The 18,357-nt window shown below is 70.5% G+C and carries 22 protein-coding genes; 13 read left to right on the top strand and 9 right to left on the bottom strand.

Annotated features, from left to right (window positions below; translation table 11 throughout):
• Window positions 1–86: 86 nt before the first annotated feature.
• The gene (locus ACZ432_RS12105; RefSeq protein ID WP_426962173.1) at window positions 87–671 is read left to right on the top strand and encodes a hypothetical protein; all 585 of its coding nucleotides are present in this window, start codon (window positions 87–89) and stop codon (window positions 669–671) included.
• A 147-nt stretch (window positions 672–818) separates the two neighbouring features.
• The gene (locus ACZ432_RS12110; protein WP_426962172.1) at window positions 819–2,024 is read left to right on the top strand and encodes a threonine synthase; all 1,206 of its coding nucleotides are present in this window, start codon (window positions 819–821) and stop codon (window positions 2,022–2,024) included.
• A 25-nt stretch (window positions 2,025–2,049) separates the two neighbouring features.
• On the opposite strand, the gene ACZ432_RS12115 is transcribed toward ACZ432_RS12110, so the two are convergent.
• A complete protein-coding gene (locus ACZ432_RS12115; protein ID WP_426962171.1) occupies window positions 2,050–2,409 on the bottom strand; it encodes a DUF192 domain-containing protein in 360 nt (119 codons plus the stop codon).
• A gap of 147 nt (window positions 2,410–2,556) precedes the next feature.
• Between ACZ432_RS12115 and ACZ432_RS12120 the strand changes: the two genes are divergently transcribed.
• From ACZ432_RS12120 to ACZ432_RS12130, 3 genes are all read left to right on the top strand, one after another.
• Window positions 2,557–3,306, top strand: a complete 750-nt coding sequence (locus ACZ432_RS12120) for a creatininase family protein (protein ID WP_426962170.1) — start codon at window positions 2,557–2,559, stop codon at window positions 3,304–3,306.
• A 74-nt stretch (window positions 3,307–3,380) separates the two neighbouring features.
• Window positions 3,381–3,959 carry a DUF7097 family protein gene (locus ACZ432_RS12125; protein WP_426962169.1) on the top strand — a complete coding sequence of 193 codons (579 nt, stop codon included), beginning with the start codon at window positions 3,381–3,383 and terminating at the stop codon, window positions 3,957–3,959.
• A 91-nt stretch (window positions 3,960–4,050) separates the two neighbouring features.
• Window positions 4,051–4,755 (top strand): phosphoglycerol geranylgeranyltransferase, encoded by a 705-nt coding sequence (locus tag ACZ432_RS12130; RefSeq protein WP_426962168.1) that lies wholly within the window; start codon window positions 4,051–4,053, stop codon window positions 4,753–4,755.
• Window positions 4,756–4,813: 58 nt separating this feature from the next.
• On the opposite strand, the gene ACZ432_RS12135 is transcribed toward ACZ432_RS12130, so the two are convergent.
• Both ACZ432_RS12135 and ACZ432_RS12140 read right to left on the bottom strand, forming a co-directional pair.
• Complete coding sequence (locus tag ACZ432_RS12135; RefSeq protein ID WP_426962167.1) at window positions 4,814–6,034, bottom strand: ArsA family ATPase; 1,221 nt, start codon at window positions 6,032–6,034, stop codon at window positions 4,814–4,816.
• Window positions 6,035–6,133: 99 nt separating this feature from the next.
• Window positions 6,134–7,234 (bottom strand): pyridoxal phosphate-dependent aminotransferase, encoded by a 1,101-nt coding sequence (locus tag ACZ432_RS12140; RefSeq protein WP_426962166.1) that lies wholly within the window; start codon window positions 7,232–7,234, stop codon window positions 6,134–6,136.
• Between the two features lie 140 nt (window positions 7,235–7,374).
• Between ACZ432_RS12140 and ACZ432_RS12145 the strand changes: the two genes are divergently transcribed.
• Window positions 7,375–7,866 (top strand): metal-dependent hydrolase, encoded by a 492-nt coding sequence (locus tag ACZ432_RS12145; RefSeq protein ID WP_058365660.1) that lies wholly within the window; start codon window positions 7,375–7,377, stop codon window positions 7,864–7,866.
• Between the two features lie 498 nt (window positions 7,867–8,364).
• On the opposite strand, the gene ACZ432_RS12150 is transcribed toward ACZ432_RS12145, so the two are convergent.
• On the bottom strand, window positions 8,365–8,910 hold the full coding sequence (locus tag ACZ432_RS12150) for a tRNA (cytidine(56)-2'-O)-methyltransferase (protein WP_426962165.1): 546 nt from the start codon (window positions 8,908–8,910) through the stop codon (window positions 8,365–8,367).
• 94 nt (window positions 8,911–9,004) lie between these two features.
• Between ACZ432_RS12150 and ACZ432_RS12155 the strand changes: the two genes are divergently transcribed.
• Window positions 9,005–9,967 carry an NAD-dependent epimerase/dehydratase family protein gene (locus ACZ432_RS12155; protein ID WP_426962164.1) on the top strand — a complete coding sequence of 321 codons (963 nt, stop codon included), beginning with the start codon at window positions 9,005–9,007 and terminating at the stop codon, window positions 9,965–9,967.
• A gap of 130 nt (window positions 9,968–10,097) precedes the next feature.
• The gene (locus ACZ432_RS12160; protein ID WP_426962163.1) at window positions 10,098–10,277 is read left to right on the top strand and encodes an FmdB family zinc ribbon protein; all 180 of its coding nucleotides are present in this window, start codon (window positions 10,098–10,100) and stop codon (window positions 10,275–10,277) included.
• A 16-nt stretch (window positions 10,278–10,293) separates the two neighbouring features.
• On the opposite strand, the gene ACZ432_RS12165 is transcribed toward ACZ432_RS12160, so the two are convergent.
• Window positions 10,294–10,461, bottom strand: coding sequence for an HEWD family protein (locus ACZ432_RS12165; RefSeq protein WP_176696639.1), 168 nt, complete (start codon window positions 10,459–10,461; stop codon window positions 10,294–10,296).
• 146 nt (window positions 10,462–10,607) lie between these two features.
• On the opposite strand from ACZ432_RS12165, the gene ACZ432_RS12170 reads away from it, so the two are divergent.
• A complete protein-coding gene (locus ACZ432_RS12170; RefSeq protein ID WP_426962162.1) occupies window positions 10,608–11,111 on the top strand; it encodes a metal-dependent hydrolase in 504 nt (167 codons plus the stop codon).
• A 65-nt stretch (window positions 11,112–11,176) separates the two neighbouring features.
• Window positions 11,177–11,500: an EthD family reductase gene (locus tag ACZ432_RS12175; RefSeq protein WP_426962161.1), complete on the top strand. Its 324-nt coding sequence runs from the start codon at window positions 11,177–11,179 to the stop codon at window positions 11,498–11,500.
• A 113-nt stretch (window positions 11,501–11,613) separates the two neighbouring features.
• On the opposite strand, the gene ACZ432_RS12180 is transcribed toward ACZ432_RS12175, so the two are convergent.
• Complete coding sequence (locus tag ACZ432_RS12180) at window positions 11,614–12,186, bottom strand: DUF7344 domain-containing protein (RefSeq protein WP_426962160.1); 573 nt, start codon at window positions 12,184–12,186, stop codon at window positions 11,614–11,616.
• A 232-nt stretch (window positions 12,187–12,418) separates the two neighbouring features.
• On the opposite strand from ACZ432_RS12180, the gene ACZ432_RS12185 reads away from it, so the two are divergent.
• A complete protein-coding gene (locus ACZ432_RS12185; RefSeq protein ID WP_426962159.1) occupies window positions 12,419–13,186 on the top strand; it encodes a hypothetical protein in 768 nt (255 codons plus the stop codon).
• Here the strand turns inward: ACZ432_RS12185 and ACZ432_RS12190 are convergent, their stop codons facing one another.
• The 3 genes from ACZ432_RS12190 to ACZ432_RS12200 form a co-directional block, all read right to left on the bottom strand.
• A complete protein-coding gene (locus tag ACZ432_RS12190; protein WP_426962158.1) occupies window positions 13,187–13,918 on the bottom strand; it encodes a hypothetical protein in 732 nt (243 codons plus the stop codon). It abuts the gene before it with no gap.
• Window positions 13,919–13,920: 2 nt separating this feature from the next.
• The gene (locus tag ACZ432_RS12195) at window positions 13,921–14,391 is read right to left on the bottom strand and encodes a hypothetical protein (protein WP_426962157.1); all 471 of its coding nucleotides are present in this window, start codon (window positions 14,389–14,391) and stop codon (window positions 13,921–13,923) included.
• 61 nt (window positions 14,392–14,452) lie between these two features.
• On the bottom strand, window positions 14,453–14,965 hold the full coding sequence (locus tag ACZ432_RS12200; protein ID WP_426962156.1) for a DUF7344 domain-containing protein: 513 nt from the start codon (window positions 14,963–14,965) through the stop codon (window positions 14,453–14,455).
• Between the two features lie 348 nt (window positions 14,966–15,313).
• On the opposite strand from ACZ432_RS12200, the gene ACZ432_RS12205 reads away from it, so the two are divergent.
• Window positions 15,314–16,810 (top strand): vWA domain-containing protein, encoded by a 1,497-nt coding sequence (locus ACZ432_RS12205; protein ID WP_426962155.1) that lies wholly within the window; start codon window positions 15,314–15,316, stop codon window positions 16,808–16,810.
• Between the two features lie 130 nt (window positions 16,811–16,940).
• Window positions 16,941–18,266, top strand: coding sequence for a SipW-dependent-type signal peptide-containing protein (locus ACZ432_RS12210; RefSeq protein WP_426962154.1), 1,326 nt, complete (start codon window positions 16,941–16,943; stop codon window positions 18,264–18,266).
• Window positions 18,267–18,357 lie beyond the last annotated feature (91 nt).

Here is an 18,357-nt window from a genome sequence, read left to right on the forward strand (position 1 = left end):
CTTCCAGCAGTTCGGCGACGACCGGCAGTTCCGCAAGCGATAGCTGCTTCAACATCTTTTTGTCACTCTCCGGATGCGCACTAATCATGCGTCGCCGCGCCCTCCTCGTGTCCGCGCTGACCGCCGCCTCCGCCGTCACTGCGGGCTGTAGCACCGTCGAACCGCGAACGGAACACACGAATCCGGTCGAGAAAACCAGCGACGACCCCCGCGACGACGAGAAGTATCTCGAGTTTCCCGGGGACGGTGGCGATCTCGCCGTCGTGGGCGTCGACCCTCGGTTTTCCCCCCTGCCGGAGCACTTCCACACGTGGATTTCACACGCTGAGGACACCGAGCTGCAGTCGCTCACACAGCGGTTCGTCGCACCGGACGGTGACGGCACTCCGCCACAGCTCTCGCTCGAGGGCCCGTTCATGGGAGACGCCGAACCCCACCCGTCCGTGTCGCTCTACCGGGACGACGGGGCTGCGGTCGTCGAAGTCCACCGGTTCGGCGAGCTCGCCGACGAGACCGTATTCATCAACTTTCCGGTCATTCGATGGCCGGAGTCAAGCCGGCGGGTCGTCGTCGAGAACACCGTCGAACTCGTTCGGTCGGGACTGCTCGACCGAACACACGTCCTCGACGGACGACTCGAGTTCTCCGCCGAGACCGACGGGAGCGACTGAACCGCGGAACCGGACGGACCCCTCGTCGACGCCTTCACACCTCCACCGCGGCCCTTGCGAACGTGGGTCTGCTCGGGGGCTGCGCACCGACACGGGCCGAGGCCCCCGACCGCCATCGCTTAGTCGCCGGCGGCACCTCTCTCCGGCATGCCTGTCCTCTCCTGTTACGCCTGCGGTCGGACGGTCGAGGCCCCGGCCGCGCCGCGGTGTGAGTGCGGCGAGCCGCGGTGGTTCGAGACGGACCCGGAGGCGCTCGCGGCCCTCGAGTGGCCCGGCTCGCTGGACGCCCGCGCGTGGGCCTTCGCGGACCTCCTGCCGGTCGACCCGCCCGCGGCGGGCGTGGGGGCGGCCGCCGGCGGAACGCCGCTCGTGCGCACGCCGACGCTGGACGAGTACGCGGGCGTTCGCACGTTCGTCAAGGACGAGGGGCTGAACCCGACCGGCTCGTTCAAGGACCGCGGCACGGCGGTGGGGATCGAGCTCGCGCTCGCGGAGGGCGCCGACGCGGTGGGCACCGTCTCGCACGGCAACATGGCGATGTCGACCGCGGCGGGGGCCGCGGCGGCGGGCCTCGACTGCGTGGTCTGCGTCCCCGCGGACATCTCCGCGGAGCGGCTCGGCAACATCGCCCGGTACGAGCCCCGGATCGTCCGCGTCGAGGGGGACTACGGCCGGCTCTACTACGACGCGCTCGAGATCGGTCCCGAGCGCGGCGTCCGGTTCGTCAACTCCGACACGCCCGGCCGCGTCGCCGGACAGAAGACCACCGCGCTGGAGGCGCTCACGCAACACCGCGCGCGGACCGGCGCGGTCCCGGACGCGATCGTCCTGCCGACCTCCTCGGGCGGCCACGCCAGCGGCGCGTACAAGGCCCTGCTGGAACTTCGCGCCGCCGGCCTGCTCGACGAGGCGGCGACGCCGCGGCTCTATCTGGTGCAGGCGGCCGCCTGCGCGCCGGTCGCGGCGGCGTACCGCGACGGCCGCGAGGCGGTGACGCGCGTCGAGCGCGGCGAGACGGTCGCCTACTCCATCGCCAACCCGGACCCCCCGAGCGGGACGCGCGCGCTGCACGGCGCCCGCGAGACGGGCGGCGGCGCTGTCGCGGTCGAAGACGAGGAGATCCTGGACGCACAGCGCCGCCTCGCCGCCGAGGCCGGCCTCACCGTCGAGGCGTCCTCCGCGACGGCGCTGGCGGGCGCCCGCCGGCTCGCGGCCGACGGCGTGCTCGATAGCGAGGACTCGGTCGTCTGCGTCACCACCGGGTCGGGGTTCAAGGAGTCCGTCGGCGCGGCCGCCGGCGACGAGGTCGACGCCGAGACGGTGCCGCTCGACGAGTTGGGCGACCGGCTGTAGCGGGCGCGGGCGCTCGGGCGGTGCGCTACTCCTCCAGTTCCACGATGTCGCCCGGTTCCACGTTCTCGGCCGCACCCGCCGGGAGCTCCACGACGAGGTCCGCGCTCGCGCGGCCGACGCCCACGAACGGCCTGAGCCGCTTCTTGTGGACCACCTCCGGGCCGCGGATCCACAGCGCGTCGATGGCGAAGGGGACGAACAGCATGTGCAGCGTCCGCGGCCGCGGCTCGTCGAACCGGAACGCGAGGCCGTAGCCGTCCGGGACCGACCGCCGGAACATCAGGCCGCGGGCCTGCTGGAGCGTCGTGTCCGCCGTCTCCACGTCGCTCGCGAGCGTGTCGGCCTGCCGGTCCTCCAGCGGGCCGTAGCGGTGGACGAGTCGCACGACCGCACCGTCGCTCGCGGCCGACTTAAACGCTCGCGGTCGGATGGTCGGCGGAGCTGTGCGGGCCACGCGCGGCCCCCTCGCGCGGCCCCTCGCGTGACCGACCGCTACCCCAACCGCTTTGCCGCTGACGGCGGAGCCCCGAGTATGCCCGAGACCGAGACGGATGCGGACCTGTACGCGATGACGTGGGAGGAGGCGGCCGAGGCGGTCGCCACGAGCGACCTCGCGGTGCTTCCCACCGGAAGCATCGAGCAGCACTCCACGCACCTGCCGACCTCGACGGACACCCTGCGGGCCGACTACCTCTCCGCGGAACTGGTCGAGGCGGCGCCCGACCACGGTCTCGAGTTGCTCCGCCTACCCACGCTCCCGTTCGGCTACTCCGAGCACCACATGCGCTTCCCGGGGACGATCACCCTCTCGCGGGAGACGTACGTCGACGTCGTCGTGGAGATCGGCGAGTCGATGGCGGCCCACGGCGTCGACCGCCTGCTGTTCCTGAACACCCACGGCGGCAACAAGGAGCCGCTGGCGATGGCCGCCGACCGGCTCGGCCGCGAGACGGCGCTGTCGGTCCACTTCGTCCACTGGACGGACTTCGCCCGCGAGGACCTCGAGGAGGCCTTCGGCGAGGGATGGGGCCACGCCGGCGACCACGAGACGAGCTTCGTGGAGCTGTACCGACCCGACCTCGTCCGCGAGTCGAAGAAGGAGCCGCAGGAGGCCCGCGAGATGCCCGAGACGCGTTCGTACGAGTACTTCGACGAGGTGACCGAACTCGGCGGCCTCGGCGACCCGACGAACTCGGACACGGACGTGATGGAGCGCGTCGTGGCCGACACGACCGCGAAGATCCTCGAGGCGGTCGCGGCCGACATCGACGCCGGCTGGTAGGCCGACGGCGGCGGAGAGCGATAAGTCGCTGCCGGCGCCCCATCGTTCAAATACGGGGCCGCACAACGGCGGTCATGGAGCGGACACCGGACGGGACGCCGGTCGGCGTCGACGACCCCTACGCGGTCGCGGGCGTCTGCGACCACCTCACGGACAACGGGCGCTGTCGGTTCGCGCTCGATCGCGCCGGCGACGACCCGGAGTTCGCGGCCGCGCGCCGCCGCGACGGGTACGCCTGCCACGTCGGCGAGGAAGGGAACTGGTTCGCCTGCCCCCACTACCGGTCGACGACCGCGAATCGGGAGTGCGCCCGCTGCGGGCTTCCCGAGGTCCGCATGGCGCACGACGACGCCCGGCCCATGCTGGAGGAACACCACCTGATGTACGGCGACGCGGCGCGGGAGTCCGAGGCCGGCGGGGCCGTCGATCCGGACGACTCCAGCGAGCCCGACGACCTCGACGACGCCGGGCCACACGAGATAACGGTCGCGCTCTGTCGGTGGTGTCACGCGAAGGTCCACAAGTCGTTCGCGCGGATCGACGACGACGCCGGTCCGGACCCCGAGGCGCTCGCGGAGCGGGAGTCCCGGCGGAGCAAGGAACAGGCGGAGTTCGGCTTCGCGGCCGCCAGCGAGCGCTACGAGGAGGAGTGAGCCCTCCGGCCCGCGGGGACGACGGCGACGGCCGCCCGAGCGGGCGGATCCATCGCTTCCTTTTTAACCGCCGGGGGGCGTTTCCCCTCCAATGAGCAATCCGTGGGAAGACTGGGACCACATCCTGAAGGTCGACCCCGACAAGGACCTCGTCGGCGACGAGACGTTCGAGGACGTCTGCGAGACCGGGACGGACGCGCTGGAGATCGGCGGTACGCTCGACATGACCGCCGACAAGATGCAGCGCGTCATCGACGCCTGCGCGAAGTACGACGTGCCGATCTATCAGGAGCCGTCGAACCCCGCGGTCGTCGTGGACGACCCGGCGTTGGAGGGGTACCTGATCCCGACGGTGTTCAACTCCGAGTCGCCCTTCTGGATCGTCGGCGCGCACAAGGAGTGGGTCCGCATCGAGAACGGCCTCGACTGGGACCGCACCCACACCGAGGCGTACATCGTGATGAACCCCGACGCGTCGGTCGCGGAGTACACCGAGGCGGACTGCGACCAGTCCGCGGAGGACGTGGCCTCCTTCGCGCGCGTCGCCGAGAAGATGTTCGGCCAGGAGATCGTCTACGTGGAGTACTCGGGCACCTACGGCGACCCCGAGAAGGTCGCGGCCGCCGACGAGGCGCTCGACGACGCCACGCTGTTCTACGGCGGCGGCATCCACGACTACGACGCGGCCCACGAGATGGCGAGTCACGCGGACGTGGTCGTGGTCGGCGACCTGCTCCACGAGGAGGGCGTCGACGCCGTCCGCGAGACCGTCCGCGGCGCGAAGGACGCGCAATAGGGCGTTTTCTGTCGGCGGTTCGAAAGGCGGATTTCTGTCGGCGGTCTCACGAGCCCGTTTACGCCAGACAGGCGGCGACGACGCGCAGCGCCGCCTCGCCGCGCACCTCCTCGGCCAGCAGGGGCACGCGCTTCACGTCGCGGCCGCGGAACAGGTCCGTCGCGCGCCCGAGGGCGTTCTGCTGGACCTCCCAGCGGCGCTGACAGAACTCGCAGTCCTCGAGGTTCGGCGAGACCACCCACTCGGGGTCGACGCCGGTCGCGGCGGCGTTTTCGTCCCCCGCCGCTCCGCCCTCGGCCCCCGCCACGTCGGTCACGTCCGCGAGGTCCTCCATCACCCGGTTGACGACGAGCGTGTTCACCGGGATGTCGAACTCGTCGAGGCGAGCGACCAGCCGTTCGGTCTCCACGACGCTCATCTCCTCGGGAACCATCACGGCGCGGAAGTCCGTCTTCGCGGGGTCCTGCAGCACCGCGCGCAGGCGCTCGATGCGCTCGCGGAGCTCGTCGAGGTCGGCGCTCGGGTCCGGCTCCTCGTCCCCGCCGCCGAACATGCCCGTGATGCCGTCCATCATGCCCGAGAAGCGCTGCCGGAGCTTCATCACGCGGCCGAGCATCGAGTCCATCACCTCGGGTAGCTGAAGGAGTCGAAGGGTGTGACCGGTCGGCGCGGTGTCGACGACGACGCGGTCGAAACGCGGGTCGTCGAGGTACTCCAGGAGCTGTCGCATCGCCGCCGCCTCGTCAGCGCCGGGGACCGTCCCCTCCAGCAGGCCGCCCGCGGGACCCTCGCCGTCGGTCGAGCCGCCAGCGGCACCGCCCATCCCGCCCATGCCGCCCATCGCCTCGCCCATCTCGCCGAGGCCGCCGAGGGGGTCGGCGTCGGTGCCGAACATCCCCTCCTCCATCGCCGCGTCGGGATCGATCTCCGCGGCGAAAAGCGGCGCGTCGGCCCGGATCCGGGTCGGCTCCGCGGGCACGTCGACGTCGAGCGTGTCCGACAGCGAGTGGGCCGGGTCCGTCGAGACGACGAGCGTCGGGACGCCCGCGGCCGCCGAGGCGAGCCCGGTCGCGGCCGCCATCGTCGTCTTGCCGACGCCGCCCTTCCCGCCGTAGAGCACGTACTCCGGCGCGTCGACGGTCTCGGGGAGCGGCGCGCCCTCGGTCGCGGCGAGGTCCTCGGCGTCCGGGGCGGTGTCCCGAGCCTCGGCTGGGGCCGACCCGTTCGCCGACTCCTCGTCGTCGACCGTCTCGACCGGCTCGACGTCGATCTCGTCCATGTCGCCCGGGAGGGCGGGCCGCCTTGTGTACCCGTCGGTCGCTGGCTCGGTCGGGGAGCGAGCCCGGGCTTCGATCCCGATCCGCGGGCCCCGCGAGCGCTACGAGAAGTAGTCAGCCAACCGCTCGGCCGCCTCGACGGCCCGAGGGGTGACCAGCGCGAACCGGACCCACTCCTCGCGGGCGGTGCCGAACGTCTCGCCGGGCATGCCCGCGACGCCGGCCTCGTCGACGAGTCGCTTGACGTTCGCCATCGTGCCGGGGAAGCCGTCGAAGCGCGCGAGGACGTAGAAGCCGCCTTCCGGCGTCGTGTACTCCGCGCCGGCCTCATCGAGCGCGGCGGTGAACGCGTCGATGCGTTCCTCGAGCATGCCGCGGGCCTCCGCGTAGTAGCTCGGGGGCGTCTCGCGGAGCGCGTGGAGGACGGCGTACTGGGAGGGGCGCGGGCCGGTCACGTTGACGAGCATGTGGCGCGTGCGGGCGGCCTCGACGTGCTCTTCGGGGAGGATCGCGTAGCCGACGCGGAACCCCGTGATCGCCATCGACTTCGAGAAGCCGCCGGTGACGATCCGGTTCGGCGAGTCGATCCGGAGCGCGCTCTCGAAGGAGCCCGTGTGGTCGAACGCCTCGTACACCTCGTCGACGACGACGAGCGCGTCGTGGGCCTCGGCGAGGCGGACCACCTCGGCGACGGCCTCGGGGTCGTAGACCGCACCGGTCGGATTGTTGGGCGTGTTGCACATCACGAGCGCGGTCTCGTCGCTCATCGCCTCGCGGACGGCCGCGAGGTCGAGGCCGCCGTCGCGCGCGGTGGGGACGAGCCGCTGGGTCCCGCCGAGCATCTCCACCTTCCCCGGGTAGTAGGGGTAGACGGGGTCCAGCAGGAGCGCCTCGTCGCCGGCGTCGCGGTCGAGCGCGCGGGCCATCGCGAGGTAGTTCGCCTCGCCGGTGCCGACGGTGATCACGACCTGCTCCGGGTCGACGCCGCGCCGCTCCGCGACCGCGATCCGGAGCTCCCGGAGGCCGTCGCTCGGCGGGTACTGGAACGCGTCCGGCGAGAGCTCCGCGTACTCGGAGAGGGCGGTCCGCAGGGCGCCGGGCGGCTCCCAGTCGGGGTTCCCGCTCACCATGTCGATGACGTCGCCGTCCGCGCGGGCCGCGTACTGCATCACGTGGAAGAACTGCGGCTCCTCGTACTCCATGTGCGGTCCTCGGCGGCGGCCCCCGTGGCTCTTTCGTCCGCGGCACGGCTCCCGGCCGACCGCGGGCGTAGACCGGGAGCCTCGCGCCCGCGTCGCCGTCGAGGGAAACGCTTGAGTCGGTCCCGGGAAGAGAACGCGCCATGAACAAACGCGGCCACGTCCTGAACGCGCTGCTTCTGGCGATCGGGCTCGGGTTCGTCCTCGAGCCGGCGGTCGACGTCGCGACGGCCGAGAAGATCGGGCAGATCACGGTGCCGATCGTCCTCGGCGCGCTGTTCCCGGACGTGGACACCGCGTTCGGCAAGCACCGGAAGACGCTGCACAGCCTGCCGGTGCTCGCGGTCGTGATGGCGTACCCGGTCGTCTTCGACAACCTCCACTTCGTCTGGATCGGCGTCCTCACCCACTACCTGCTCGACGTGGTGGGAAGCAAGCGCGGTATCGCACTGTTTCACCCCTTCTGGGGCGAGGAGTTCGGGATCCCGGTCGGCGTGACCACCTCCAGTAAGTACGCGGACTTGGTGACCGTGATCATTACCGGCCTGGAGATCGCGGCCTTCTGGGCGGTTCACACCTACGTCGTGGACCTCGACGTGGACCTGTCGGCCGCCTCGCAGGCGATCGGGGTCTGAGGCCCCGGCCAGTCCCCGCGCGCACCCCCCATCTCGTCGGTCGGGGTTCGGGGCGAATGCGGTGCTGATTCGGACGCGGGGCGGTGCGGTCGCGGTGCTGTGCTGTGCTGTCGGCGCGCGCGAGAAACGCGCGCGAGGGAGGCCGCGGGCCGGCCGCCTGCGGTGTGTTGCGGTTTCGCGGCCGGCCCGCGGCCGAGGTTGGGGAGGTGCGAGGCTGCGGTGCGGTTGCGGTGGGTGGGACCGAAAGGGGCAGTCGGCTCGGTCCCGCCCGGACGACGCAAGCACTCGCGTCGGGCTGTGCTGAGAGACGCGAGCGCACAGCGAGGCCCGGCGGGTCGAGCCGGCTGGGGCTTTCCGAGTGTCGCCGTCCCGATCAGCAGGATCAGTAACAGACACAGAAAATGCACCGTACAGAGAGCCGGGTGGGACTTTCCGAGTGTCGCCGCCCCGATCAGCAGGATCTCCACCGGAACCGGATCGGCAACCCGGCTCCCGTCCTCACGCCTCGTCGTCCGCGTCGACGACCTTCTTGCCGGTCGCCTGCGGCAGCACGCGGCGGTCGGCGTCGGTCCACTCGCGGTCGAGTTCGCGGCCGTCGAACAGGCGGTCCAGAAACACCGCGAGGCCGGCGACCTCGGAGTGGGGCTGGTTCGTCACGCCGACGTTGAACTCGGCGCGCTCGTAGAGCTCCCACGGCACCTTCTCGCCGCCCACGACGATCAGGAGGGGCTCGTCGGCGTGCGCGTCGCGCACCTCGGACTCCACGTCCTGCACGCGCTCGCCGTACATCGTGAGGTGGACGACGGTCCCCTCCCAGTCGCGGACGACGGCCGTCTGGTCCTCGCGGAGCTCGACCTCGAAGGGGCCACCGAAGCGGTCGGTGATGTCGCGGATCGTCTCCGCGGACTGGCCGGCGTTGTCCGGGAGGAGCACGCGGTCGGCGCCGAGCGCGCGCGCCGTCAGGCCGACGTGGGTCGTCATGCGGTCGTCGCGGCCCGGCCGGTGGCCGAAGCGGAGCACGGCGACCTCGGGTTCCTCGTGCATGTCCCGACGGACGGACGCGGCCGGTTAGGGGGTTTCGATGCGGCGACCGCCCGCGACCGGAACGCCCTTCCCCGCCGCCGGGAAAGCGCGCGACATGGAGCTTCAGGACGCGCGCGTGCTCGTCACCGGCGGCGCGGGACTCGTCGGGTCTGAGCTGGCCCGACAGCTCGCGCCGGACAACGACGTGGTCGTCGCGGACGACCTCTCGAACGGCCTCCGCGAGACGGTCCCCGAGGGCGTCGAGTTCCGGCAGGCCGACCTGCTGGACCCCGCGGACGTGGCCGAGGTGATCACCGAGGAGCTCGACATCGTCTTCCACCTCGCGGCCGCGAACAAGTACGTCAACGCCGAGGACACCCGCGGGCAGTTCGAGGCGAACGGCGAGTTGACGATGAACGTCCTCGAGCGCATGGACGAGGTCGGCGTCGACCGCATCGCGTTCACCTCCTCCTCGACGGTGTACGGCGAGGCCCCGCGCCCCACGCCCGAGGACTACGCGCCGCTGGAGCCGATCAGCGTCTACGGCGCCGCCAAGCTCTCGGAGGAGGCGCTGCTGTCGGTGTACGCGCACTCGCACGGCTTCCGCGTGTGGAACTTCCGGTTCGCGAACGTCGTCGGGCCGCGCTTCGGCGCGGGCGTCGTCCCGGACTTCGTGGAGAAGTTGGCCGACGACCCCGAGACGCTCACCATCCTCGGGAACGGGCGCCAGGAGAAGTCCTACATGCACGTCGAGGACTGCGTCGCGGCCATGCGCCACGTCGTGGAACGCGCGGACGACGCCGTGAACACCTACAACCTCGGCTCGCGGACGACCACCTCGGTCACACGCATCGCCGACATCGTCGCCGACGAGATGGGGCTCGACCCCGACTACGAGTACACCGGCGGCGACCGCGGCTGGACCGGCGACGTGCCGAAGATGCGCCTCTCCGTCGAGAAGCTCGCCGCGCTCGGCTTCGAGCCGCCGGGCTCCTCGGACGAGGCGGTCCGCAGGGCCGCCCGCGAACTCGTCGCGCGCGTGGACCGGCGCGACGACCTTCATCCCGACCGGGTTTGATCCGGCGGCGCCCCACCCGAGAACCGGATTCTGACGAAAGACGCGGTTCTGCGTCCAGTTTGCACGCGGGCGCTCGGGACAACTCGGCGCAGCTTTCACAAGCTTTCCTCATCAAGAACAGCCCGTAATTATGGGCCTCGTGACGACCCTCAAGCGGACGCTCTCGGAGTCCGAATCGGGCGATGACGAGGACGCCACGTTCGACTATCGGTGTGCGGGCTGTGAAACCGAGTTCTCGAAGCCCCGTAGCCGGATGGTCCGTGTGACCTGTCCGGACTGCGGTTCGGCGGCGGTCCGCGCCGTCGACTGACCGCGCCGCGGCGCGGTCACTCCCCGAACGGGGCGAACTGGCCGTTGATGTCCCACTCGTGGACGCAGTAGACGTTCCCGGGGTCGTCCGCGACGAGCCACGTCTCGGCGTCCTCGCTCCACGTCTCCGTCCGGCCGCAGTTCTCGCACGTCCGTTCGGTGGGCGTCCGGAGCGTCGTGTGCATACCCGAACGAGGGTGGTCGATCACCAAAAGCGTGACTCCGTCGGCGAGCGGCGCCGCCCGCGAGCGGGGCCTGCGAGCGGGGCGGGCCTCCGGTGGCCGAGCCGAAGACCTATCCTCGCCGCCCGAAAACTCCGTTCCACCACGCCATGCACCGAACCGGTCACTACGGCGCCGCGCTGTGTCTGTACGCCCCGGTCGGCTTCCTCGCGCTCGCGGCCGGCTTCGCGGAGCTCGCGGTCGCGGGCGGGGTCGTCGCGGTCGGGGGTGCGACGGTCCCCGACCTCGACCTCCGGGTGCCGTTCCTCCCCCACCGCGGGCCGACCCACACCGTCTGGTTCGCGGCCGCGGTCGCCGCCGCCTGCGCCCTCGGCGGTGGGGCGCTCGGGGCCGGCTCGGGCGCGCTCGCCGCGGTCGGAGTCGGCGCGTTCGCGGCGCTGGCCGGCGCGGTCGCGATCGGCTCCCACCTGCTCGCGGACGCCATGACGCCGATGGGGATCCGGCCGTTCGCGCCGCTGCGCGACGACCGCTACTCGCTGGAGGCGGCACGCGCAGCGAACCCGATCGCGAACTACGGGCTGCTGGCGCTCGGCGTCCTGCTGACCGCGGCCGCCGCGGCCGGCGGGAGCGCCGTCGCCGGCGCGGTCGGGTAAGCCGCGACCCCCTCGCGAGCGTCCCGCTCCGAAAACGATAAACGCCGAGTCGCTCATCGTCGACCATGATCAAGCTCGTCGAGTTCGTCGTCCGCAAGGAGGAACTGTCCCACGCCGAGTTCGCGGACTACTGGCTCCACGACCACAGCCCGATCGCGAAGGAGATGCCGGGGCTGAAACGCTACGTCACGTCGCTGCCGGCCGACCCCGAACAGTCCGAGTACGACGGCGTGTTGGAGCTGTACTTCGAGGACACGGACGCGCTGTCGGAGGCGTTCGACTCGGAGGCCGGCCAGCGGACGATGGCCGACGCGGAGAGCTTCCTGCAGGTCGGAGAGGGGCCGCGCATGATCGTCGAGGAGACCGTCCAGCTGGACGAGACGGCATAGCGGGCGTTCCGCCATAGGGAGGGACCGGGCGCCCGCGGCGACCGTGACGCCCGCGGCGACCGTGGCGACCGCGGCGACCGTGACGCCGGCCGGGACACGGTAAGGACCGCGAACTACCCACTGAGCGCGTTGTTCCGCGTCGACAGCAGGTGCACTATCGCTGAGACGCCGAGCACCGCGGCGGTCAGGAGGCCGTACACGGTCCCGGAGAGGGCGGCGAACGGCGGCGTCCCGATCGCGGCCGCACCCACCAGGAGAAACGCCACCACGGCGAGCCCGAGATAGTACTCGCTCCACAGGAGGTCCTTCCCCGTCACCACCTCGAGATAGATCTGCAGATCGTCCGCATCAGAGGTGAGCGAAACCGTCCCCCGGTTCCGGTCGTAGTCGATGAACCCCTCCCGCGCCAGCCGCGGCAGATGCGACTGGTGGAGCGAGGTGTACACGCGCTTCCGCTGATCGTACGTGACTTCGTCCGTCTCCACGCCGTTCTCCCACGCCGCGACCTGCCTCGCGATGTCGCGGACGGCCGCCTTCTCGTCTACTTCCTTTAGGTACCGTACCGTTTCGCGGCGTCGACGGTTACTCAGTACCTTCAACACCGTGTCCATCGAGTCGGGCTCGACGGAGCGGTCCGTGGAGTCGTTCTTTTTGTCTGGCTTTCTCTCCGGCGACCTGAGGTTCATGTTGTCCCACCACCAAGCCCCTGATCCGAGTCATGGGTGATAAATATTGCTACCATTTGAAATATTCAACTCATAGATCACTACCGTGGGAAGCCCGTTAATAACGTGTTTACCGCCGGTATGCGTGTCATAACTACACCGCTGAAGCGTCCTCGTTCGATTGATGTCTAACGTTCCCAATGTATTGATCGAGCGAATCCGCCGGAGGGAGTACACGGGACCCAACCGCTGTGTGCCCTGTACGACCCTGAACCTCGTGGTGGTCGCCGTCGCGGCCGCGGTCCTCGGGAGCGTGCGGCCCGCGCTGGGCGTGGGGCTGGCGATCGTCGGCGTGCTGTCCGTCTGGCTCCGCGGCTACCTGATCCCGGGCACGCCCTGGCTCACCGCGAACTACCTCCCGCGACAGGTCCTCGCCCTGTTCGACAAGGAGCCGGCCGCAGAGCGCGCGTTCATGGACGACGGTGCAGGCGGGGAGACGGCGGAGGACGCGGAGGCCACCCTGTTGGAGTCCGGGCTTCTCGTCGTCGATCCGTCGGGAGCGGACCTGATGATCGCCCCCGACGTGGCCGACGACCTGCGGGCCGCGGCGGCCGCGGTGAACGCCGGCCCCTCGGACGAGGAGACGCTCTCGCGGCTCGCCGGGATCCCGGCCGAGGACCTCCGGTTCGGGTGGGAGGGGGACGCGTACGTCGCGCAGTTCGGCCACGAGAAGATCGCCGTCTGGGAGTCGCGCTCGGCGTTCGTCGCGGACGCGGCCGCGGACCAGGTCTTCGCGGACCGGATCCCGGGCTACGCCGACGAGTCGCTCGCCCGCCGGACCGCCCTGCTGGGCGCGTTCCGGATCTTCCTCGACCGGTGTCCGACCTGCCACGGGGAGATAACGGTCGGCCGCGACGTGGTCACGTCCTGCTGTGCCAGCTACGACGTGGTCGCCGGGACCTGTGCGGGCTGTAACGACCGGCTCTTCGAGATCGAGGTCGACGGGACGGACCTCGCGTAGTCACCGATCCGCGTCCGTCGCGTCCCCGCTCTCCAACTTCTCGACCGCGTCGTCGAACGCCGCTTCGAGGGCTTCGTCGCCGGTCGCTCCCGGATGCGCCTCGCGTACTGCGGGGAGGTCGTCAGGGTCGCCGATCTCGCCCAGCGCGTGCGCGGCGAACGAGGGGAACCCGTTTCCGCGTCCGCGGTCGAGCAGATCGCGGAGCGCCGCCCGGACCTCCGCGGTCGGCACGGCGTCCGGCGACCGCGCGGCGACGTATCCGAGCGTGAACGCGTGGTGAGACGGCGCGTTCGCCTCGGACCGAACCGCTTCGACGAGTCGATCCGCGTGGGGTTCGACGACCGCGGGCGCGCGCTGTGCGACCCTCGCCAGGGCGTCCGCGACGTACACGACCGCTCGGAGCCGGTCGGAGGCCATCCACTGTTGCGGCGACGGGATCCCCTCGACCTCGTCGGGATACGTCGCGGAGGCCTCGACCAGTTCGGGGACGAACGGCTCGAACAGGGCCGGGCGGTCGAACACGTGCTGGAGCACCTCCGCTGCGGTGACGCGGACCTCCGGATCCTCGCACGCGAGGAGGGAGACGGCCGTACCCATCTCCTCGGTCGTGATCCCGCTGGGGTCGGCTTCGGCGCGTTCACGCAGGTCGCGAGCGGTGTCGAGATCCGCGGGGGCGTCGGTCCCTCGGGCCGCGGAGTCACCGCTCGCTTCGGGCGCGTCGTCGTCCTGCATTCTCACTCCGTGAGGTCGACGTCGAGGTGGAGGTCGGTGAAGATGTGCGCGTACACCTCTCGCTTGTTCACGCCCGTCTCCGCACAGAACTCGTCGACGCCGCTCGCGGTCCAATCGGTTCGCACGTCGGCGAGCAGGTCGTAGAACGAGACGGAGTACCGGGGAGTCAGCTCGGCCGTCCGGGCGACGAGCCCCTCGTCGACCAGCTCTTCCAGCACGGCCCCGAACGCCGACTCGGTCTCCGGCGGTCCCTCGATGTGGTCGGCGGTCGCGAACTGGTAATAGTGGTCCTGGACGGTCCGGATCGGGCTGCCGTCCTCGCCATCGAGGAACGCGTACGCCCGTTCGGCGGGATCGCTCACGTTGTCGACGCTCGGCTCCTCCAGATCCGCCCCGTATCTGGAGAGGATCGCCTCGACGACTACCGGGTCGACGTCGTGCTGCCGGAGCAACTCCGTGGTAGTCCGCGTCATTGTTCTTCGGTAGACATGTTCGCCTGTTAAGTCTGGTCCCGTCGCCCGTCTGGTCCCGTCGTCACCCCAGCAGCGAGAACCGGTACGACCAGAGGTGGTAGACGCTCACGGCCGCGAAGCCGACGAGCGCGAGGCTCGTCCACAACAGCGGGTCCACGCGCGCGAGCCCGGGCGCGCCGACGAGCGAGCCGAGCACCGCACACAGGCCGACGATCCCGACCCCGCGGTACAGCTCCGCCCACGTCACCCCGAACGACGTGACCACCTCTTGGTACACCCGGAGCTGCTCGGCGTGGGGCGCGAGCCGGACCGTCTGCGCGTCCGCGTCGTGGACGACCACTCCCGACTCCTCGAGCGTCGGCAGGTGCGTCTGCACCAGCGAGCAGTAGACGCTCTCGCGCACGTCGCGCGGCGGGGGCGAGGTTCCGGACTCCCGCTCCGCGACGAACGTCGCCAGGTCGCTGACGGAGATCTCCTCGTCCGCGCGCGAGAGCCGGTCGAGCGTCGCCTGCCGTCGCTCGTTCGACAGCAGCGCGTGAATCCGCGTCTCCGGTAGCGTCACCGGGACCGCCACGTCGATCCCCCCTCGGGTACTCGCGGGTGAGTCATAGCCGGCCTGTCGCAGCCCCCATACGTAGGTATGGGTCGGTTGCCGTCTCGTACGGACTGGCAACCGCCTCCGATGGATCCGGTAGGGACACCGATCGGGTTACGGTAACACACCCCATCCATCGGCGAATCGGACGTTACGATCGGTTGCTCGGCCGTTGGAATCCCTTATGCTCCCATTCAACGGCGCTATTCTGGGGTTTAGCGGCACTATGCTGCCGTTTAGCCGTGTATAGCTCGCTCGTACATAAGGTGGCAGCCGAATGAGGGGTGGATACACGACGACCGGACTCGCCCGGCCGTCGACCCAACCATGACAGACAACGACATCGACACCATCGGCCTCTCCCGGCGTCGGATCCTCGCCGGGCTCGGCGCGGTCGGCGTCGCGTCCGCGGGTGCAGGACTCGGGACGACGGCGTACTTCAGCGACGAGGAATCGTTCGACAACAACACGCTCACCGCGGGCGAGCTGGACCTCAAGCTCGACTACAGGGCGACGTACGCGGGCGGGCCCGGTCGGCTCGAGGAGATCGACGGGTGGTACCCCGACTTCGACGTGCAGGAGGAGGAGCCGGGCGTCTACCTGCTCGGCGAGGTGCCGGACGTCGGCGGGTGGAGCTGGCCGGAGGAGGTCCAGGAACGCGACCTCTGTAACCCGGAGCTGAACCTCGTGGACGGCGACGCGATCCCGGTGTTCACGCTGGAGGACGTGAAGCCGGGCGACTACGGCGAGGTGACGATCAGTCTCCACATCTGTGACAACCCCTCGTGGGTGTGGATGTACGGCGACCTCAGCGGAAACGCGGAGAACGGCCTCACTGACCCCGAGTCGGCGGTCGACGAGACCGGCGGCGACCCCGGTGCGGGCGCCGGCGAACTCGCCGACGCCATCGACGTGACGATGTGGTACGACGAGGACTGCGACAACGTCTACGAACCCGCCGGGGGCGACGACGACCCGATCTGTGTCGAACTCGTCCTCGACGTCTCCGGGTCGATGGGGACCGGCAACCGCCTCCAGGACATGAAGGACGGCGCGTCGACGCTGGTCTCGACGATACTCGGCGCCAGCTCCGCCAACCGCGTCGGCCTCACGACGTTCGCGAACAGCGCGAACACGCTCGTCTCCGTGACCGACGACGAGGCCGCCCTGCAGAACGCGATCAGCGGCCTCTCCGCCAACGGCAGCACGGCGATGGCCGACGGCGTCTCCACCGGGCAGGCGGACCTCGGGAACTGTCCCGACGGCCACGACCGGATCATGGTCGTGTTCACGGACGGGCAGCCGTCCAGCGGGCAGGACCCCGCGAGCGCGGCACAGGCCGCGCGAAACGCGGATCCGAGCACGGAGATCTTCGCCATCGGCGTCGCGGGCGCCCAGCAGTCGACGCTGGAGTCGATGGCCAGCGACCCGACCGACGACCACATCTTCACCGCGACCGACGACGCCGCGCTCGAACAGGCGTTCGGCCAGATCGCGGAGACGCTCGTGGGCGAGCAGGTCATCTTCGAGGGGTCGCTCGCGGAGGCGATGGCCGCGCTCTCGAAGGACGAGGGCGGGATCGCCCTCGACGGCAACCGGTCCACGGAGGACCGCGAGTGTTTCGCGGGCGGACTCACGCAGTGTATCGGCTTCGAGTGGGAGCTGCCCCCGGACGTGGGCAACGAGGTGCAGTCGGACTCCGTCACCTTCGACGTGGGGTTCCACGCCGAGCAGTGCCGGCACAACGAGGAGCCGGGCAACCCGTTCGAGCAGCCCACTCCGACGCCGACCGCGACGCCGAACGACACCCAGACGCCAGAGTGAGACCACGAGAGCGGCGGCGCCGCTCGATTCCCATCCGGACTCCGGCAACCCGCCACGGCGGCGGGTTCCGGGACGGCCGGCCCGGCGGTTCGATCCCGCCGGTGGGGTTCCCCATTCGGGGATGAACACCATGAACGACGACAACATCGGCATTTCGCGGCGGCAGACGCTCCTCGGCCTCGGCGCGGTCGGCGTCGCCTCCGCGGGCGCAGGGTTCGGAACGACGGCGTACTTCAGCGACGAGGAGGCCTTCGAGGACAACACGCTCACCGCGGGCGAACTCGACCTGTTCGTTCACGTCGACTACTCCGAGGACCAGGGCAGCTACAACCAGTACGCGATCGACACGGTGCTGAACGGCAACACCGTCGGCGAGGACACGGAGGGCGACCCGCTCAAGATCGAGGTCGACGACGTCAAGCCCGGCGACTCCGGCGAGGGGGTCCTCTGTTTCTCCATCGTCGACAACCCCGCGTACATGTGGATGTGCGGGCAGCTGACGGAGAACAGCCAGAACGGCACCACGGAGCCGGAAGCGGCGGCGCTCAACGACATGTACGGCGAGATCCCCGAGGCGGGGCAGCTCGCCGAGGCGATGCAGGTGACGCTCCGCTACTGCACCGAGGAGGACGACGAGCTAATCGAGGGCGACCTCATCGCCGAGGGCTCGCTCGCGGACGTCATGGCCGCGCTCGACAACGGCGTGCCGCTCGACGGCTCCGGCGACGGCGCCGCGGGCATCGACCGCGACCCCTTCGACGGCGTCGAGAGCAGCGAGGAGCACGACGAGACCTGCGTCTGCCTCTCGTGGGAGATCCCCACGAACGTCGGCAACGAGATCCAGACCGACTCCGTCACGTTCGACGTGTCCTTCTACGCGGAGCAGGCGCGGCACAACGACGGCACGATGAACCCCTGCATCACCTCGCGGGAGGTCGAGGGGTTCGGCAAGCTGGACTACGACGACGCCGACGTGCTGTGGATCTCCAAGGCGCGCAACGGCGGCTCCAACACCTTCGAACTGCTCGTGGGCGACGACAACGCCAACAGCGACACCGCCGACTACGACTTCGGCGGCAGCAGCTTCGACGGGGACCTGACCGTCGCGTACGACGCCGACGCCGGCGAGGCGACGCTCGAACTCGCGAACGGTTCCACCGGAGACGTCTCTTACGCCGTCAGCGACGCGGCCGGCGACGTCGTCTCCATCGTCGCCCGCGGCGACGACGCGAGCCACCTCGCGAGCGTCTCGAACGTTCGCGTCAACGGCAGCGCCCCGACCGGTCCCGACGCGGTCGAGGCCGACGGCGCCGAGATCAACTCCCTGCTGGTCGAGGACGTCGACGCCAGCGTCGACTGGGAGCTGACCGCGGACGTGACGCTCGAGGGACTCGACGACGACCCCGCCGCCTCGGACGAGAACCCCGCGGTGTACGTCGAGGTGCTCGACGCGTAGGGACCGCGAACCGCCTCGGACTGCCTCGGACTGCCGGGGGAACGTTCCCCCACCCCCCACGTCGGCGCACGACGGTTCGACTCCGTCGGTG

The sequence above is a fragment of the Haloparvum alkalitolerans genome (assembly GCF_055381565.1).

Coding starts and splice junctions, on each gene's coding strand:
- ACZ432_RS12195 (WP_426962157.1), bottom strand. CDS start 14,391: ATGACGCGGACTACCACGGAGTTGCTCCGGCAGCACGACGTCGACCCG.
- ACZ432_RS12130 (WP_426962168.1), top strand. CDS start 4,051: ATGAGCAATCCGTGGGAAGACTGGGACCACATCCTGAAGGTCGACCCC.
- ACZ432_RS12110 (WP_426962172.1), top strand. CDS start 819: ATGCCTGTCCTCTCCTGTTACGCCTGCGGTCGGACGGTCGAGGCCCCG.
- ACZ432_RS12210 (WP_426962154.1), top strand. CDS start 16,941: ATGAACGACGACAACATCGGCATTTCGCGGCGGCAGACGCTCCTCGGC.
- ACZ432_RS12135 (WP_426962167.1), bottom strand. CDS start 6,034: ATGGACGAGATCGACGTCGAGCCGGTCGAGACGGTCGACGACGAGGAG.
- ACZ432_RS12125 (WP_426962169.1), top strand. CDS start 3,381: ATGGAGCGGACACCGGACGGGACGCCGGTCGGCGTCGACGACCCCTAC.
- ACZ432_RS12190 (WP_426962158.1), bottom strand. CDS start 13,918: ATGCAGGACGACGACGCGCCCGAAGCGAGCGGTGACTCCGCGGCCCGA.
- ACZ432_RS12205 (WP_426962155.1), top strand. CDS start 15,314: ATGACAGACAACGACATCGACACCATCGGCCTCTCCCGGCGTCGGATC.
- ACZ432_RS12140 (WP_426962166.1), bottom strand. CDS start 7,234: ATGGAGTACGAGGAGCCGCAGTTCTTCCACGTGATGCAGTACGCGGCC.
- ACZ432_RS12160 (WP_426962163.1), top strand. CDS start 10,098: ATGGGCCTCGTGACGACCCTCAAGCGGACGCTCTCGGAGTCCGAATCG.
- ACZ432_RS12180 (WP_426962160.1), bottom strand. CDS start 12,186: ATGAACCTCAGGTCGCCGGAGAGAAAGCCAGACAAAAAGAACGACTCC.
- ACZ432_RS12170 (WP_426962162.1), top strand. CDS start 10,608: ATGCACCGAACCGGTCACTACGGCGCCGCGCTGTGTCTGTACGCCCCG.
- ACZ432_RS12155 (WP_426962164.1), top strand. CDS start 9,005: ATGGAGCTTCAGGACGCGCGCGTGCTCGTCACCGGCGGCGCGGGACTC.
- ACZ432_RS12120 (WP_426962170.1), top strand. CDS start 2,557: ATGCCCGAGACCGAGACGGATGCGGACCTGTACGCGATGACGTGGGAG.
- ACZ432_RS12150 (WP_426962165.1), bottom strand. CDS start 8,910: ATGCACGAGGAACCCGAGGTCGCCGTGCTCCGCTTCGGCCACCGGCCG.
- ACZ432_RS12105 (WP_426962173.1), top strand. CDS start 87: ATGCGTCGCCGCGCCCTCCTCGTGTCCGCGCTGACCGCCGCCTCCGCC.
- ACZ432_RS12175 (WP_426962161.1), top strand. CDS start 11,177: ATGATCAAGCTCGTCGAGTTCGTCGTCCGCAAGGAGGAACTGTCCCAC.
- ACZ432_RS12165 (WP_176696639.1), bottom strand. CDS start 10,461: ATGCACACGACGCTCCGGACGCCCACCGAACGGACGTGCGAGAACTGC.
- ACZ432_RS12145 (WP_058365660.1), top strand. CDS start 7,375: ATGAACAAACGCGGCCACGTCCTGAACGCGCTGCTTCTGGCGATCGGG.